Raw genomic sequence first — 14,408 nt, 5'->3', positions numbered from 1 at the left:
GGACGAAATACATCATCCCGACAAGCCGATCGCCTGATAGGCTACGAACCATGCCTAGAAAAGACGAACATACCCCCGCCTTGGGCGAGCACGAATTCGTAGAGCTCATCCGTACGCTGCACTTGCCGCGCTACGCCGAGCTGCCGCCGATCGACCTCTATATGGACCAGGTGCTTACCTATGTAGAAGAGCAGCTGCGCCCGCTGGTTTCGGCCGATGAAAAGCTGCTCACTTCGTCCATGGTGAACAACTACGTCAAACAGCATGTGCTTCCCACGCCCCGCCGCAAACGGTACGGGCGCGAGCATGTGGCGCGTCTGATTGCGATTTGCCTGCTCAAACGTACGTTCTCTATCGGCGATATCCAACGGCTGCTGGACGCTCAAGCCGCCACGCACGAGCTGGGCACCGCATACGACTTCTTCTGCACCACGGTGGAGGAGAGTTTGCGCGTGCTGTTCTGCGGCACCGTTACCTCCCATAAACTAGGCGCCTGGGCAATCGAGCACGAGGGCGGATTCGCTTTCGCGCTCAAGGTAGCCAACGCGGCCGAGCTTTCGCCGGAACGACGCATGGCCATTTCGGCCGCCACGTGCGCCGCCAACAAAATCTACGTAGAGAAGTGTTCTGAGTTGAGCATCCTCGGAGGCGCCTTTGCCGAGCCTCAGGATAACAACGCAGAAGGTGAGCCGAAGTGAGCGACACGCCCCGAACCACCAACGCAATGCAGCCGAGCGACTCCTCAGCCAGTCAGGCCCCGTCCAATCAGCCCACCTTTGACGCCCAAGCCGCGCGCAAGGCAGACGAGATGACCGCGCGCGCATACGAACGCAGTCGCGAACGCATTATGGCGCGCTTCGAGGACAAGGAAGTCGCCCGCGATATTGTCACGCTGGCAGGTATGACCGAAATCTATTGCGCCGACCACCATGTTGACTCTCTGCGCACCCCTTATGAAAGCGAGGCTGTTCGCGCTGGCGTGTACCCCGCGCGCAAGATTCCCCGCCTATGCCCCGAATGCGCCGCTCATACCCGCTACGGCGAGGTGCGACGCGCGCTCTGCCGTCGCGAGCCACGCCCTAGCTGCAAGACCTGCTCCAACCACTGTTATGCGCCAGCTGAGCAGGCATTTCAGCGTAAGGCAATGGCCTACGCCGGCCCGCGCGCAATGTTCCGCGGCCACGCAATCGAGGCAATTCGCCACCTCATTCAAACGAGGCTGAGCTAAAGCACCGCAAGGCGCGCCGCGCGAAAAGGCATAAGGCGCTCGCTCCCTCGCTCGTTGCAGCCCGAGTCAGACCGCCCTCCCCAATTCACGAAGGGCGCCGCAACCGCAAAGAAAGCCCTTAGCCCAGCGCCACATCCAAGACCATCATCAGAAGAAAACCCGCCATCACGCCCGCGGTGCCCCAGTTGCTATGATCGCCCAGGTGCGCCTCGGGGATAAGCTCCTCCACCACCACAAACATCATGGCGCCAGCGGAAAACGCCAGCATCCAGGGCATGTACGGCGTGATAAACCCGATGCCCAGCACCACGAGGCACCCGAACACCGGCTCGGCCAGACCAGAAAGGCTGCCCATGGCGAACGCCTTCGTCCGGCTCATACCCTCCTGCGCAAGCGGCAGCGAAACCGCGGCTCCCTCAGGAATGTTCTGGATGCCAATACCAAGCGCGAGCGCGGTAGCCATACCCAAAAGCACCGGGTCGCCGCCCTGCTGAGCAGCCATGCCAAACAGCAGTCCCACGCTCATTCCCTCGGGGATGTTGTGCAGCGTGACCGCCGTGAACAACAGCGTCGAGCGGCCCCATCGCGAGGGCAGGCCCTCAGCGTGATTTTTGCCAATGTTGAGGTGCGGCAGAAGCGCGTGCAGCACGAACAAAAACGCCGCGCCAAGCACAAAACCGCCAGCCGCAGGAATCCAGCCGATTTGGCCCATCTCCTCCGCGCGCTCGATGGCGGGAATGAGCAGGCTCCAAACGCTAGCAGCAATCATCACGCCTGCGGCGAATCCCAAAAACAGCGTCTGCGCGATACCGCCCTTCTTGCCACGAATTAAAAACACGGCAGCCGCCCCTACCGTGGTGCACAAAAACGTGAACCCGGTTCCTGCGGCGGCCCCGAGAAATGCATCGAACATGCAGCCTCCTATCCTTCGGTCACAATCTCCCGGCGCACCTTGTGCGCGCTTCGTCTCGGCCCGTTCGCAACGCCCGCCTTCCGAATTCGCCAGCCTTCGCAACGGGCGGCAATCCGCAAGGCGGTCGCATGACGTTTCGCCGCCCATCATCCCTTATTTTCCAAGTGTTAACATCCGCTATCGAAATCATTGCAAAATTCGCCATAGAACAACGCCGTACGCGTTAGACTTGCAGCATGAATTGTTTTCGCCCGCGCGCATCGCAATCGCTCGGGCGATTTCCGTCGAACCGGCGGCGTCGAAGAGCGACCGTTGCCAGAACCGCCGCCGCACCGCCGTGAAAGCGAGGATGTCATGATCAATCAGCGTATGTACGAACTGGGAAGCGAACCTTCTGCCATCCGCGAGCTTTTCGCGTACGGCATGACGCGCAAGGCCGAAATCGGCGAGGAAAACGTGTTCGACTTCAGCCTGGGCAATCCGAGCATCCCCGCCCCCAAGGAGGTGCACGATGCCATCATCGACCTGATGGAGCTGCCGCCCGAGCAGGTACACGCCTACACGCCCGCCCAGGGCGCCGCCGGCGTGCGTACGGCCATCGCCGATTCGCTCAACCGCCGCTTTGACACCACCTACTCAGCTGATGACCTGTATATGACTGTAGGAGCGTCGGCATCGCTCTCTATTTCCATCAGCGCAGTGGCCAACCCCGGCGATGAGTTCATCGTGATCGCCCCCTATTTCCCCGAGTACAAGGTGTTCATCGAGTCCGCCGAATGTACGTGCGTGGAAGTTCCCGCGCGCTTGGACGACTTCCAGCTGAACATCGAGGCCATCGAGGACGCCATCACCCCGCGCACCAAAGGCGTGATTGTGAACTCGCCCAACAACCCCACTGGAGCGGTGTATCCCGCGTGCGACCTGACCGAGCTTGCCAACGCGCTGCGCCGCAAGCAGGATGAGCTGGGCACCACGATTTACCTGATCGCCGACGAGCCGTATCGCGAGATCGTATACGGCGGACCCAGCGTGCCGTGGATTCCCTCGCTCTACGAGAACACGTTCGTGTGCTATTCGTATTCCAAATCGCTCAGCCTTCCGGGCGAACGCATCGGCTACATTCTGGTGCCGCCCGCAATGAAGGACGCTCGTCGCGTATACGCAGCCGTGTGCGGAGCCGGTCGCGCACTGGGATTCGTGTGCGCGCCGGCGCTGTTCCAGAGCGTCATCGAGCGCTGTGTGGATGCTCCATGCGACGTAGAGGCGTACCGCGCCAACCGCGAGGCTCTGTACGAAGGCCTCACCAACCTTGGCTACGAGTGCGTGCCGCCGCAGGGCGCGTTCTATCTATGGGTGCGCGCGCTGGAGCCCGACGCAAAGGCATTCTCGGAAACCGCAAAGGCGTACGAGCTTCTGGTTGTTCCTTCCGATAGCTTCGGCGTGGAGGGCTGGGTGCGCATTGGCTATTGCGTGAGCCACGAGACCATCGTGAACTCGCTGCCCGCATTTGCCGAGCTCATGCGCGAATACCAGTACAAAATCGCAAAATAGCCCTCACGGCGGCACCCGAGCTCCTCGACAGTTCGTATTGCGGTTACGTAGTACAATCCCTTCGGGATTCAGGGAGAGGAAGCTATGCAATTTACCACCGCAAACTCGGCCGAACTACGCGATTTTTCCGCCGGGCCTACGCTGCTCGACGCCGCGAAGGCGCCGTATCGTTTAGGTTGGGCATTTTTGCTCGCTTGGGTGTTCTGCGTGTTCTATCTGCAGCTTTTTGGTACGCCGTCAGGCGACGCGCTCATCAATGCGGGGCTGGCACCAACACCCCTTGCGCTTTTCTTCGATACGTTTCCGGTATTCGTATCGGTTGCCACGCTTGCCGCGGTCATCGCCGTAGAGCGACGCATGGGACCGCCCTCGGCGCATCCGCGTCTCGAGCTCGCCACGGCGGTCGTCGCCTCCGCGGGCACACCCTTGCTGCTCGTTTCGGCCGATAGCATTGCCGCGACCACCGTCATATTCGCCATCGCCTCGCTTTTGACTGGAATAGGCAGCGGCGTCATGTGGGTGTCGTGGGGCGAGCACTACGCACGCATTCCGCAGGATGAAGTCGAGTTGTTCGGCCCGGTATCTGCCGTGCTTGGCGCTCTGATAACCCTGGGCGTTTCCGCCATGAGCGGCTGGATTGCCGTGGCGGTGGTGGCATCGTTCCCGCTCCTATCGGGGCTATGCCTCCTCATCGCACGCAAAGAGAACGAGGGAGCGCCCACGGCGCCATCAGGCGATATGGCAGATGCGAAAGCCTCCCTGCTCTCCGCTCTTTCCGTCCCCGCCACTATGGGCCGCACCGTCATGGGAATCATGGCGGCGTGCCTGTTCGTATGCATCGCAGGCGCGCTCGTGGAGGGTCGGTCGACCTTCGAAAGCTCTGGCGTGCAGGTCGCCCTATTTGTATCAACCCTGTTCACGCTTGCCATCGCCTTCATTTCCGTTGTGGGGCCGCGGCGCATTTCCATCTCGTTTTTCTACCGATGGATGTGCCCGGCTCTTGTGCTAGGCTTTGCCGCCATCATCATGTTCGGCGATGCACTGGGAAGCTATCTGGCATTTACCATGTCTGTGGCTGCGCGCTTCGCGTTTTGCCTGATCACGCAGATGTATTTTGCGAGAGTCTCATCCGAAGGTAAGATGACCGCCGTGCAGGCCTATGGCTGGGGTTGGATTTCGGTCCATCTGGGCGATTTTCTGGGCGTGCTCGCTACCGCCGCATTCGCCGAGGCGATTCACATTGGCATGATTACCCTCGATCAGGTTGCCGCCACCTCTATGGCGCTGCTCGTAATGGTGACCATGTTCGTCATCGACGACAAACGAAGTTTCGCCTCGCCAGAAGCCGAGGGGTCGTTCAGCGCGAGCGAAAGCGCCGCCAGCCTCAATCATACGGACGCGCAAGCCGACAGCGCCGCGGCGCCCGGGACTCATCGCGATGGCTCTCCCGCCCTGTCGCTTGAGCCGCAACATGCCGAAGCGCCCCGAAACACGGGCGCCCGGAGCGAGAACGAATCCAATGGTGCGCAATCTGATGCTAGTAAAAATGCTCAGGCGGGTTCGGCTGCCCCGAGCGAAAGCTCCTTCGCCAGCCATGCGGAACCGTCCGCATCCGACGTATGCGGCCCCGCGGGAGATTCCGCTCCGGCAACTCGGGGCAGCACCGGCGATGCCGCCCCGAGCGAAAGCGCCGCGCTCTCCGCAACGCCCGACGCAGACCGGATGCCTTCCATTACGCCCAACATGAACCGGGCGCCTTCCATAACGCCCGACGCGGGCCGCACTCCCTCGATCGACGAACGCATCGCCGCCATCGCACGCGAGCATGGCCTCACGCGGCGTGAATCGGAAGTGTTCTCCCTACTCGCACGTGGACGCTCCATCCCCTATGTACGCGACGCGTTGGTCATTTCCCGCGAAACCGCAGCCACGCATGCCAAACACATCTACGCCAAGTTGGACGTGCACAGCCGCCAGGAGCTCATCGACATGGTGGCGAACGGTCAGTAGCAGCCACAAAAGCACTGCTCAAGTTTCCCCCAACAAAGAAAGAACCCCGAAGGGTTCTTTCTTGGGAGGGTGACATTGATTGTCGGTAAGGTTGGGGGGCGTTGCCTCGGTCGCTCCACGCGATTGAGGCAACGGGCCAAAACACGATAGGTGCGTTCGGGCTCTTACTCCACGCCCAGCGCATGCTTGGCGGCGATGCGCGCAAAGGTTGCCGTGCGACCAGCATTGATGCCCGTGAAGTTGGACGGGTAGTTGTGCGGATAGAAACCACCCTGGTCGTTGCCACACACGTACAGGCCCTCAATCACGGAGCCGTCGGCGCGCAGCGGCTGGCTGTTGGTGTCGGTAATCACGCCGTGGATGGTCACCAGCAACGCACCGGCGATACGGGCCGCATAGAACGGAGCAGTCTCGACGTCGGACAGACGGTACGCCGGTTTGCCGAAATCGGTGTCCTCGCCGTTGGCGCACAGCTCGTTGTAATGCTCGACGGTGGCAAGGAAAGTCTCGGTGGTCTCGGCGTCGAAGCCCATGGCCTCAGCAAGGCCCTCGAGCGTATCGGCCTGCTTGAGCGAACCGTTCTCCAGACGGGGCTGCAGCCAGAAGCTATCCAGGTGCTCCTTGGTGAGCGCCTCGCAGTCGTACACGTCGGCATTGAAGGCAGTGCCGCTGGGTGCAGGATAAAGACGAGAGCATCCGCAGGTGTCGAACTGCTTGATGTCGTCCCAGTAATTACCGTCCCACACGATCCAGCTGTAGTGGCCGGGCTGATTGGCGCCGGCGGCGAAGCTCATGGGATAGCACTGATCCTCGTTCATGAAGCGCTCGCCCTTGATGTTCACATGCAGGAAGGGCTGGCTGCCGGGCAGGAAGATGTCACCGCCGGTACGGGATTCGTCAAACTCGAAGCCATCGGGCAGGATTGCACGATTCCACACCATGCAGCCGCCGCCAGCCTCAAGCTCCGCACCGGCCCACAGAGCCATGCGGATGCCGTCACCGTTCTCGCCGGTGGCGCTGGTCAGGCCGCACCAGGTGGAATTGCCGGGAGCAAGCTCGTCGAGCATCTCGGTATTGGCACCGTAGCCACCCGTGCATACGATGACGCCCTTGGAGGCATTGATCTGGATGAAACCGTTCTCGCCCTCGGCCACAACGCCGGTCACGCGACCGGACTCGTCCTGGATGAGCTGCTGCGCGGGGGTGTTGAAGCGAATCTCGCCGCCCAGGTCGTTGGTGAACACGTCAGTCATGACCTCGAGGTGCATGTAGGCGCCATAGTTGGGGCCATCGGGATTGTATTCATCGAGGCAGGGGTTGTAGCACATGGCCGGATAGTAGGCATGCGGGTCGTCGGGCGCATGCCACTCGAACGGGAAGAGCATGCCCTTGGGCTCCAAGGTCTCCTTCATCCACTCGATCATTTCGCCAGACTTCTCGGCCCAGGTCTTGTAGAGCGGGGCATTGATGTCGCCTGCGTTCACCGTGGCAGCATGGTTGATGAGCGTGGGCACGTCCTCTTTGTGGTCAGGCTCGAGATTGGAGTTCAGCGCGCCGATAGCCTCGCGGGCAGATGCGATGGCGCCGTTCTTCTCCAGCACGATAACCTTCGCGCCGTTCTGAGCAGCAGTGGTGGCAGCAACCATGCCGCCGTTGCCCGCGCCAACAACTACCAGATCGCAGTCGACGGTCTCGGCGAATTCGGTAGGCATCTCGGGCTGATCGCGCCAAGAGCTGGTAGTCGCCTCGGCGTCGCCCGAAGAAGATTCGCTTGCCGTGGTGGGCGAGCAGCCGGCCAGCACGCCGGCGGTAGCAGCGCCAGCAGCGGCAACGCCACCGAATTTGAACAAATCGCGACGAGTGAGTTCCATGATTCCCTCCTATTGTCTTTTCCGAACGGTGGGCAGCGTGCGTGGCACACGACGATTGCGCCGGGTGCGCTCGTGCGTGCACGCTTGCATCGCGCCCGCCAACCCGCCCTCTACGGATTGGCCCGATCGGCTTTGATGCTGAGCACTCTACCTACGCGACGGAGGGAAATCATCGCGTGGTACAGGGGATTTATCTGGGGATTTGCACGCACCAGGCAAGAAATACCCGAAAGTGGGGTATATAGGCAGATGCAATTGGCCTAGCCCTCGCGCCTTCGAGCCTTGCCCTATGCCCGCGCATCCAGCCCTCGTCAGTCGTCCCTCCGCGAGCCTTGCTGCGACAGGCCCTACGTCCCACGCGCCTCGCTTTACGCCCCTTGCTTCTGATGCATTTTGGCCACTTTGCGAGCGGCGCGCTGCAAAGCGTTGGTCTTGTCCAGCGTGCGATTGCGAAAATAGATTGCCCAATTGAAGCCGAGGAAGATCATATTGAGGAAGTACACGGCGAGTACCCAATTGATGGCTCCCGCGCAAAACTTTGCCGCAATGCCTGCCACATAGCCGAGCGTGATAAGCAGAATGAACTGCCAACTGGTTCCAGCGGCGGTGCGCGCCTGATATGCCTTCCACGCGTTCATGGGCCACGAAAGGCCAAAGCATATGAGCATAACGGCTTCCAAGATCTCGGCCATAAGTGCGCATCCTTCTCTCAACGCTCGCCGTGCCAGCGGACTTCGTCTAAAAACAGCTCGGCAGATAGTACGCCCATCGGAACAAAGCGTCCAGACAGCAAGAGACGGTCTTAACGCATATTCCATCCATTTTGCCCGGCGCTTCTCATTCCGATACGCAAAAAGCGTCCAACACATTCCAAGCTTGACACGTAAAAAACCGCGCGCCCTGCCCTCGGCATTCAGAAGACAAAGGGCACGCGGCGCAAGTGTGCCTCTCCCCCAAAGACGAAGAGCATCGCTGCGCAAGTGTGACACCCTAAGACGAAGGGCATCGCTGCGCAAGCGTGCCCCCCCCCAAAAAAAGTCGAAGTGAAAATGGCGGAATCGCAATGAAAACAATGAAAAGGCGACGTGGGCTGAAACAAACGGCGATTTGCTGCAGTTTTCGCGCGCCTCCCGAAGTAGACCAATCGGAGCGAGGCTGTGACCTGGGGAAACGGAGAGCCTAATGGCAGTGTACTCGGGGCACCCCTCGAAAACTGCAGCAAATCGGCGTTCGTTTACGGGGCGACGTTTCTGGTGCGGCAAATCGGCGTTTGTTTGCGGGGCGACTTTTACGCGGTTGCGAAACGACGTTCATGCGGTTGCAGAGCGACGTTCATGCTGCGGCAAATCGGCGTTTGTTTCAACGGGCCATAGAAAACACCGCCTAAAAGGGCGTCAGCAAGCTCGACTATGCGTATCGGCATTCGTCTCAACGGGCTAAGAACAACTAGAGTGCCCGGACATCCCTCTTTCGACGATGGCCTGGCTGATAGCGCAATCAAATAAAACGCCCCTAGGTTCGGGAAACCCATCGGCCCTCCTGGACTCTATCCCTTGCGAAAACCCGTCACCGAGATGCGCGACACGGGGTTACCGGCACCATCGGCAACGCGCACCGTGGCGAAACAGAGCGAACGGCCGCTCTTTTCCACCTCGCACTCGGCAATCAGACGAGCATCCTTGGGCGCGCTCATGAAATCAATCGTGCTCGAAGCGGTAACCGTGGGCGCTTGGCCTACATTGGACGCAATCGCAAACGCGAAATCGGCCAGCGTGAACGACACGCCGCCCATAAGCGCGCCCATACCGTTGCGATGATCCGGCCCTATTTCCATGCTCACGCGAGCGTAGCCGGGACGCGCGTCTTCGATCGTGGGCGTAAGCGTCGTGGTGGCGTAGCGATCGCTTTCAAAGAACGCTCGCACCTCATCGAGCGATGCATCGGCCGCAACCAGGGGTTCTGCCATATCTGCCTCCTCTTCTGTACAAAAAGGGGGCCGCACACGGCGACCCCCTTGGCTTTAGTCACGTTCCTCGCGGCACGCAGCCCGATACCCCTTACACATCCAAGTTCTTGAATGCCTCGGGAACCTCCTTGAAGCCCTTGGACTTCACCGCAGCCACAATCATGCCGATAACGAACCAAGTGATGCCCATCGCCCAAGTGAGCGCCTGGAAGCCGGTGAATACATACACCAGAATGGCGATGCCGATCCAGGGGCAAATCAGGTACTTCACTACGCCGCCAAAGGAGCGCTCCTTCTGCTTCACGAAGAAATACCAGAACACCGAGAAGTTCAGCATGATGAAGCCGAACAGGGCACCGAAGTTCACCAGCGTAGCGAGGTCGGCCATTCCCAGAATCGCCACCAGAATGAATGCCACAATGCCAATGAAGATCGAGCCAACCCACGGGGTCTTGAACTTGGGATGAACCTTGCCAAAGATGCGCGGGATAACGCCGTCGCGGCCCATGGAGTACAGCAGACGAGAAGCGGCGAGCTGAGCGTTCATGATGTTGGCAATGCCCACGGCCACGATGTTAATGACTAGCATGATGTTCATGAACAGGTTGCCACCAATCAGCTGGCAGCCATAGAAGAACGCGTTGTTGGCGTGCTCTTCATCCCAGCTCATCCAGTCGGGCTGAATCAGCGAAGCGATGTAGGTCTGAACGCTGAAGCACACGATGATGATGAGCAGGGCGATCATGATGCCGCGGCCGATGTTCTTCTCGGGCTCATGGGTTTCCTCGGCCAGCGTGGAAATGCCGTCGAAGCCCAGGAAGTTCAGCGCGGCAATGGAAATGCCGGCAGCAATGAAGGTGGGAGTGACAACGTCAGGCTGCCAAATGGGGTCCATGTTGAACTCGCCAGCGCCGCCGCCGCCCATGATGAAGTTGCAGCCTAGGGCCACGAACGCAATAACGGCGATGATCTCGATGGCGAAAATCACGAAGTCGATGCCGCGGGTGAGGGAAACGCCGCGAATGTTGACGAAGGTATTGAATGCAACGAACACGATGATCCACAACCACCAGGGGCTATTGGGAACCAGCATAACGCCCCAGTTGGCAACCATGGTGTACAGCAGAGCAGGAGCGATGCAGTAGTCCAACAGAATCATCCAGCCCGAAATAAAGCCCGCATGCGGGTTCAGACCGCGCTGCACATAGGAGTACACCGATCCCGCGATGGGGAACTTCTTACTCATGCGCACATAGCTCAGAGCCGTAAAGCCGATGGCCACGAAACCTACCAGGTAGACCAGCGTGGACATACCCAGGCCCTGCTGCTGCACAAGGCCCCAGATAGAGTGCGGGGCGATGATGACCATGAACAGAACGCCGTACAAAACGACGTCCCAAAGGCCCATGCCACGGCGCAGCTCTTGCTTATAGCCGAACTGCTGCTCGAGCTTCTCGGCGCTCGAAAGTTTTTCTGCCATTGCCTTTTCCTTCTACTCGCTTTCCTTACCTGCCAAAAGCCAGCGGCATACGCATGTTGCCCCAGTGCCGTGTTTGCTCATTTCCCCAGATGGCGTGCCGCTCTTGCCGTTCCGAGAAACCCATGATTAAACCTTGCAGCTTCGCGGTATTCCCCCTTTGGCATCGCATGCCCACGTCGCTTGGTTTTGGTGTATCGCTTTAATGCGATAGAGCAGTTTAGCATCGCATGTACCATATGTGGAGAACTTGTGCACATGTTTTAGCGCATCGGAAACGGATGCGCGGTGAACGGTCGCCCGAGCTAAGCCGGCGGCGCGATGCGGAGGGAAGAAAGGAGGGGGTGGAGAAAAGACGCGAGGCGCAGATTCCCTCTGCAGATGGAAAGAGCGCAAAACGAGCCCCATCGTAAGCGACCCCCACATGGGCGCACCCTTCCGCGAATACGAGGTACGAAGCAGCCTTGTTTTGCAGTGCGTTTACGAATGAAAGCCGCTTTGTACCTCCGATTTGCATCCCGAGCCTACTTTGTACCCCCTTTTTACAATTCAGGCCCGCTTTGTACCTCCGGAGAAGTACAAAGCGGGCCTCTTTCGTAAATCGACTCTGCAGTCTGGAGCTGAACCGCCCTTACTGCCGCGGAATCAGCCTCCGTGCCTTCGAGCGTTGCGGCACCTTATGGGAAACGCCTTACGGCTGCGGAACCAGCGGCTCCAGGTCGTAAAGCTTGGGCGTGCCAATGCGCAGCGACAGCTGGACCTCGCACGGCTCGCAGCCCTGGCTGATTTCCACGTCGGATTGGACGGACATATACATATATGTCTCCTCAGCGTCCCAGCCGGTGATGCGCATGATAAGGCGCTGCATCTCCTTAGCGGCGTTCATCAGGGCCTCGTCATACTTGGGCGCGCACGCGTTCACATACCATTTATCCTGCGTCTCGAGCACCGGCCAATTGAGCTCGAAGCCCTTGACCAGCTGAATCTTGACGAGAATCTCGGCCGGAATCTCGATGCCGGTTCCGCACAGCTCGCCGTCGCCCATCGTGGCATGCACGTCGCCCATCTGCAGCAGCGCGCCCGGCACGCGCACGGGGAAGTACAGGCGTGCGCCCTTGGTGATGTGCTTGTTGTCCATGTTGCCGCCGTGGTTGCCCACGAAGCCGTCGATCACGGGGTCGCCGTCGGGCGCGGTGCCGATAACGCCGATCATCGGATTGATGGGGAACTTCACACCGTTAAAATCAGCCACGCCGTCTTTGATCTTGATCTTCTTGGTGCGGTAGCCCGTGGTCTCGAACAGCGGGCCGCAGTGGTCATCGGTAGCGATGGTGCCTTCATCGGCCACCTGGATGTCGTAAATGTCAACCACCAGCACGTCGCCCGGCTCGGCGCCTTCAACATACACGGGGCCAGCCGCGGGGTTTGCGAAGCCGTAGGTGTAGTCGAGATCGGCCATGGTGGTGTTCTCGTCGGGAATGCGATTGGAGAAGCAGTCCAACGTCCTGAACAGCAGCATGTCGCCCGGCTTTGCCGTGTCGCACGGAGCGTTCTCCTTGTTGAAGTCATACACCTGAGCTTCGATGATTTTCATATTGATGCCTTCTTTCTCATAAGAGCTCGCAGGTTGGGCCTAAGAAAGTGCCTGCCGAATAAAATCGACAGGCACAAGAATAAGCGATACGGGGTCGGAGCAGGCCTAGTAGATCCCGAACATGTAGTCGAGCTCTTCTTCCCAACTATCCTGATCAACGACCCACTGGTCGCCTTCCTTCACCAGGTCGATGGACGCGTAATACGTAGTCATATCGGTGGTTTCGTCCATGGCCTCATAGTAAAGCTCACCGATGCGAGCCTTGGCGTCATCCTCGGTCATCGTTTTGATTTCCTCGGAACTATTGAGCGCATTCACCTTGTCGTAGAAATTCAGCATGAATGCGTACGAATCGCGTATCTCCAAATCGGCGTACATGGTGCCCTCGCCGTCTTCCTCGTACACATACACTCCGTCGGTAGTGTAGGAGAAGTCGGTGAGCATCCAACGGGCCAGGTCGGCAGGGTCGATGCCCAAATCGGCGTGGCTCATATCCATGGCCTCGGTAAAGCCCTCGTCCAAATCGGCGGCCAGATACTGCACCATGCTCTCGTCCTGGGTGGCGAGCTTTTCCAGCTCGGCAACCCCGGCGTCGGTCGCCTGCTGCTCGGCGGCAGAAAGCTCGTCGGTGGCCACAGCGCCGGAATCGTCAGAGCTGATGACCTCGTCGATTTCGCTATAGCCCGAATCGGCATAGGGCGCAGCCGCCAGAACGGCGCAGCTCACGAATCCCCAGAATATGAATCCGAGGATGGAGAACACAAGACCCACGATGCCGCAGATCTTGCCGCCCGTTGCCTTGCCGTCGCGACCGAACTGCTTGACCGCCTTGGAAGCGAGCACGATGGCCACAATGCCAAGGATGATGCCCAGAAGAGGCAGCCACGAGAACAGAATGGCAAGAATGCCGCAAACAAGAGCGCCGATTGCCTTGCCGCTGCTCTTTTGCGCGTACACCGGCGGAACCGGAGGGGGCGGATAAGCTCCCTGGTTGTAACCCATGGGCTGAGTCGGCTGCGGGGACTGCTGGCCATAGGGCTGTTGGGGCTGGTTGGGCTGCACCGGCTGCTGGGGCTGGCCAGGCTGAGCGGGTTGCGCAGGCGCACCCATTGGCTGCTGAGGCTGGTTGCCGCCAAACGGCTGAGTGGGATCGAAGCCCGCAGGTTGAGCTGGAACCGGCTGTTGGGGCTGGTTGGGTTGTGCGGGCTGCGCGGGCGCGCCCATCGGCTGCACCGGCTGATGGGGTTGCGCCGGCGATTGCGGAGCCGCGGGGGCGGCGGGCTGAACGGGCGACTGAGGGGGCTGCGGAGCGGCAGGTGCCTCAGGTGCGGCGGGAGACTGCGGAACCGGGGCCGCGGGAGCAGCAGGGGCCGCGGGGCTTTCGGGGGCCGCAGGGGTCGCAGGAGCGCCAGGGGCCGCCGGGCTCTCGGGAGCAACCGGGGCAGCGGGAGCCTCAGGAGCAGCCGGCGCCACGGGAGCAGCCGGCGCCACGGGAGCCGCAGGAGCAGCTGGCGCAGCAGGGGCCTCTGCCTCATCGGGGGCAGCCGGCTGGGGCGGCGTTGCGGGTTCCTCAGGAGTCGAGGGCTGCTCGGGCTTTGCCGGAGCGGCAGGCGACTCGGGCGCTTTGGGCGCGGGCGGCGTTGCGGGGGACTCAGGCTGTTCGGGAGTGGGAACGCCAGGGGTCTTCTCTTCCATCTTCACCCTCTTTTCTAAAGGCACTTTCTCCTCATGTTTTCAGAATACCACCACACCGTCGTTACGCCCCCAGCAATGCCCGCACAACGTGTCATAATGGCGT

The 14,408-nt window shown here is 60.3% G+C and carries 11 protein-coding genes; 4 read left to right on the top strand and 7 right to left on the bottom strand.

All coding sequences use genetic code 11. The features are described from left to right. The first annotated feature begins 50 nt into the window (after window positions 1-50). Both DMP06_RS05300 and DMP06_RS05295 read left to right on the top strand, forming a co-directional pair. On the top strand, window positions 51-698 hold the full coding sequence (locus DMP06_RS05300; RefSeq protein WP_123208711.1) for a DUF1836 domain-containing protein: 648 nt from the start codon (window positions 51-53) through the stop codon (window positions 696-698). Continuing rightward, a complete protein-coding gene (locus DMP06_RS05295) occupies window positions 695-1,228 on the top strand; it encodes a nitrous oxide-stimulated promoter family protein (protein ID WP_245962395.1) in 534 nt (177 codons plus the stop codon). The genes DMP06_RS05300 and DMP06_RS05295 overlap by 4 nt, the downstream gene beginning before the upstream one ends. A gap of 118 nt (window positions 1,229-1,346) precedes the next feature. On the opposite strand, the gene DMP06_RS05290 is transcribed toward DMP06_RS05295, so the two are convergent. Further along, entirely contained in the window at window positions 1,347-2,141 is a 795-nt protein-coding gene (locus DMP06_RS05290; RefSeq protein ID WP_123208709.1) for a ZIP family metal transporter, read from the bottom strand. A gap of 354 nt (window positions 2,142-2,495) precedes the next feature. Here DMP06_RS05290 and DMP06_RS05285 point away from each other — a divergent pair, with 354 nt between their 5' ends. Both DMP06_RS05285 and DMP06_RS11700 read left to right on the top strand, forming a co-directional pair. Then, entirely contained in the window at window positions 2,496-3,692 is a 1,197-nt protein-coding gene (locus tag DMP06_RS05285) for a pyridoxal phosphate-dependent aminotransferase (RefSeq protein WP_123208708.1), read from the top strand. Between the two features lie 84 nt (window positions 3,693-3,776). Beyond that, the gene (locus DMP06_RS11700) at window positions 3,777-5,702 is read left to right on the top strand and encodes a LuxR C-terminal-related transcriptional regulator (RefSeq protein WP_245962394.1); all 1,926 of its coding nucleotides are present in this window, start codon (window positions 3,777-3,779) and stop codon (window positions 5,700-5,702) included. A gap of 164 nt (window positions 5,703-5,866) precedes the next feature. Here DMP06_RS11700 and DMP06_RS05275 read toward each other — a convergent pair whose 3' ends face one another. From DMP06_RS05275 to DMP06_RS05250, 6 genes are all read right to left on the bottom strand, one after another. Beyond that, window positions 5,867-7,573: an FAD-dependent oxidoreductase gene (locus tag DMP06_RS05275; RefSeq protein ID WP_123208707.1), complete on the bottom strand. Its 1,707-nt coding sequence runs from the start codon at window positions 7,571-7,573 to the stop codon at window positions 5,867-5,869. 368 nt (window positions 7,574-7,941) lie between these two features. After that, the gene (locus DMP06_RS05270; RefSeq protein WP_123208706.1) at window positions 7,942-8,265 is read right to left on the bottom strand and encodes a hypothetical protein; all 324 of its coding nucleotides are present in this window, start codon (window positions 8,263-8,265) and stop codon (window positions 7,942-7,944) included. Between the two features lie 854 nt (window positions 8,266-9,119). Continuing rightward, window positions 9,120-9,539 (bottom strand): PaaI family thioesterase, encoded by a 420-nt coding sequence (locus tag DMP06_RS05265; RefSeq protein WP_123208705.1) that lies wholly within the window; start codon window positions 9,537-9,539, stop codon window positions 9,120-9,122. 91 nt (window positions 9,540-9,630) lie between these two features. Next, on the bottom strand, window positions 9,631-11,019 hold the full coding sequence (locus DMP06_RS05260; RefSeq protein ID WP_123208704.1) for an APC family permease: 1,389 nt from the start codon (window positions 11,017-11,019) through the stop codon (window positions 9,631-9,633). Window positions 11,020-11,707: 688 nt separating this feature from the next. Beyond that, window positions 11,708-12,610, bottom strand: coding sequence for an acetamidase/formamidase family protein (locus tag DMP06_RS05255; protein WP_123208703.1), 903 nt, complete (start codon window positions 12,608-12,610; stop codon window positions 11,708-11,710). Window positions 12,611-12,715: 105 nt separating this feature from the next. Further along, complete coding sequence (locus tag DMP06_RS05250) at window positions 12,716-14,305, bottom strand: DUF4190 domain-containing protein (protein ID WP_123208702.1); 1,590 nt, start codon at window positions 14,303-14,305, stop codon at window positions 12,716-12,718. Window positions 14,306-14,408: the final 103 nt, after the last annotated feature.

Origin of the sequence: Slackia equolifaciens (assembly GCF_003725995.1) — a bacterium.
GTDB lineage: Bacteria > Actinomycetota > Coriobacteriia > Coriobacteriales > Eggerthellaceae > Slackia > Slackia equolifaciens.
Note: the sequence above shows the minus strand (reverse complement) of the source record. Positions and strands in the feature narration are given on the sequence as shown.

Excerpts from the sequence above, each read along its gene's own strand:
- DMP06_RS05285 (WP_123208708.1), top strand. The coding sequence starts at position 2,496 with ATGATCAATCAGCGTATGTACGAACTGGGAAGCGAACCTTCTGCCATC.
- DMP06_RS05265 (WP_123208705.1), bottom strand. The coding sequence starts at position 9,539 with ATGGCAGAACCCCTGGTTGCGGCCGATGCATCGCTCGATGAGGTGCGA.
- DMP06_RS05270 (WP_123208706.1), bottom strand. The coding sequence starts at position 8,265 with ATGGCCGAGATCTTGGAAGCCGTTATGCTCATATGCTTTGGCCTTTCG.
- DMP06_RS05275 (WP_123208707.1), bottom strand. The coding sequence starts at position 7,573 with ATGGAACTCACTCGTCGCGATTTGTTCAAATTCGGTGGCGTTGCCGCT.
- DMP06_RS05300 (WP_123208711.1), top strand. The coding sequence starts at position 51 with ATGCCTAGAAAAGACGAACATACCCCCGCCTTGGGCGAGCACGAATTC.
- DMP06_RS05250 (WP_123208702.1), bottom strand. The coding sequence starts at position 14,305 with ATGGAAGAGAAGACCCCTGGCGTTCCCACTCCCGAACAGCCTGAGTCC.
- DMP06_RS05290 (WP_123208709.1), bottom strand. The coding sequence starts at position 2,141 with ATGTTCGATGCATTTCTCGGGGCCGCCGCAGGAACCGGGTTCACGTTT.
- DMP06_RS11700 (WP_245962394.1), top strand. The coding sequence starts at position 3,777 with ATGCAATTTACCACCGCAAACTCGGCCGAACTACGCGATTTTTCCGCC.
- DMP06_RS05255 (WP_123208703.1), bottom strand. The coding sequence starts at position 12,610 with ATGAAAATCATCGAAGCTCAGGTGTATGACTTCAACAAGGAGAACGCT.
- DMP06_RS05260 (WP_123208704.1), bottom strand. The coding sequence starts at position 11,019 with ATGGCAGAAAAACTTTCGAGCGCCGAGAAGCTCGAGCAGCAGTTCGGC.